General features: G+C 34.4%; 2 protein-coding genes. Both read right to left on the bottom strand.

The features are described 5' to 3' along the window. Positions 1 to 1,292 (bottom strand): L-arabinose isomerase family protein (locus PKN74_RS08285; RefSeq protein ID WP_472310363.1); only part of this gene is annotated, 1,292 nt, incomplete at its 3' end. Positions 1,293 to 1,314: 22 nt separating this feature from the next. Then, on the bottom strand, positions 1,315 to 2,559 hold a 1,245-nt coding region (locus tag PKN74_RS08290; RefSeq protein ID WP_472310365.1), incomplete at its 5' end, for an FGGY-family carbohydrate kinase.

Below are 2,559 nucleotides of genomic sequence, written 5' to 3' on the forward strand. Positions count from 1 at the left end.
TTTGTCATAGATTTTCTTACTCCATTATCTGGTTTGAAATGAAAGTATGGCATTTCAACGTTTGGATATTCTTCACTATCTAAAACTTCCCCCTTAGAAACAACCAATCTGAAATTTCCATTACTAATAGGAGCCAAAGAAGCTATAGTTCCTTCGCCTGGTTGTACGTTGAATACAATTGTTGGAGGATTGTTTAAATCGCCTATTCCTAAAAATCTGTCTATGAGTTTCATTGGTTTGTCTTTTCTAGCAACTTTCCAATTCCCTTCACCCATATGGCTCATGAAAATAGAATCTCTTTCAAAATCCATTGCGTACATTTCAGTAAAATGTCCATTTTCTCCCAAGATATGGCCTAATATCACAGCTGTTGCGGCAAGTGCATCTCCCTCAGCACCATATCCATATCCTTTTGCCATTAAATTTGATGCAGCCATTAATGGTAGCTGTTCAAACCTTCCATCATCTTTGACTGAGTCAAAATATATGCTGTATCCATCATAGTTCTCCTCTTTCAAAAATTTTTCGATTGCAACTTGAAACTTTGCAGCAAAGTTGTATTGATCTTCTTCTAGGTTGGGATCAATTTCAAAATGTGTCGCGTTTTCTTCTTTCACCTTTTCAATTTCCTCTTTCGTGACTTTTTCTAAATAGGTGTATATCTTACCCATACTTTCATCAACCACTTCAACTCCAAGTTTCTTAAGTAATGCAGCTGAATCAAAAGTAATATCACCCATCCCCGGCATTCTTCCTATGACTGCTATTCTTATTCTTCTTGCAGCTTTTGCAGCTTGAGCGGCCAAAGCCCAGTTCCCAATCTCTGTTTTGAACGCTTTATCTTTCCAATCACCAGTAATAACAGGACAATTTATACCTAATCTTACTATAGCATTCATATTGTCTTGAGCACCATGGATTCCTTGATTATATGTTAAGTGTTCCATATTCCAATCCTGGGTAACAGATGATAAAGGCTGAGTATTAGCAAGTATTATAGGCAATTTGTTATTTTTTAAAGCGGGTACGATTCTTTGGCCAGGACTGTAAGTTAGCATCATAATCATTATTCCATCTAATTCTTTATCGTTGTTGTATTCTTCAACTATCTGTTCAATATCATTTCTATCCCTAGCTGGTCTTGAGAATTTAAAGTCTGCAACATTCTCAAGTTCTTTAATAACATCCTTTACATAATTCGATTGAGTTTCCACAATATTTGGATATGTCTTATCATATAGCTTCTGCATAATCCCTAAAATTCCAATCCTGGGTTTCCTTTTTTCTATCACCATTCACACCTCCGAAGATTTACTATAATTTTGATATTTTATGCATTATCTCTTTTGTATTTTCATATAATTCTAAAAAGAGTTTGTAATATTGATCATATTTTTCAAAATGTTCTTTTTCTGCGTCAATTTTTGTTTCTATTTTTATCCAGTTCTTAATTTCTTCAGGTTTTTTAAATATACCAGTTCCTAAACCTACAAGAAAAGCGTCTCCCAACGGAGCTTCAATATTATCAGAAAGTTTTATCATGTTATATCCCGTTACATCTGCAAATATTTTCGTCCACAATTCAGAATTAGCAACTCCCCCTACTATCCAACAATCAGGATTCAATTTAATACCTGATTCTTTGGCAGTTTCCATATTATGCCTTAAAGAATAAGCTGCTGATTCCATTAAAGCTCTATATACATGCTGCTTTTGATGATAAAGAGAAAGTCCTAAAATAACACCTCTTGCATCTGGATCCCAAATAGGAGAACGCTCGCCCATAAAATATGGCAATGCCAGTAACCCTTCACTTCCCAAAGGTATCTTTTTTGCTTTTAATTCCAAAAGATCATATGGAGAAATGCCTACCTGCTTACCAACATTTGATTCTAATTGTCCAAATTCATCGATGAACCAATCAACTAAAGCGCCTGTTGTAGCACTTCCTCCAAAAGTATAAAGTAATTTATCTGCTTCTACCACATAAGGATAATTAACTAATTTTGAGGAAGGAGGCTTTTTATCGTATAAAAGGGTTCCCCAACAAGTTGAAGTTCCTGCCATAAATACGTGTTCTCCTTCATTTAAAACACCTGCACTTAATTGAGCCATTGGCGCATCTATTCCTCCACTTATTATTGGAGTTCCTTCAATTAAGCCTGTTAAATTAGACATTTCTTTAGTAAGATAACCTGCAATATCATGAGAATTAAGGATCTTCTCAGGAAGCATAGTTATTGGTATTCCTAATGCATCTCCCATTTCTTGAGACCACTTTTTAGTCCTAATATCAAAAACTCCCCCGAGATTACCCGCCGAACTATAATCTGTTGACAGTTCCCCAGTTAATTTAAAAATAATATAATCTTTTGGACTGACAAATTTATATGTTTTATTCCAAATGTCTGGTAAATTATCTCTTATCCACATTATTTTTGTAAATCCAAAATAAGAATCTACATAATTTCCGGTAATTTCAAAAAGTTTATCATGAGGAATATTATCTTTAACCCATTGTGTTTCTTGCCAAGCTCTTCTATCCATCCAAATAAGACA

Origin of the sequence: Defluviitoga sp., from assembly GCF_035349255.1 — a bacterium.
Classification (GTDB): Bacteria; Thermotogota; Thermotogae; order Petrotogales; family Petrotogaceae; genus Defluviitoga.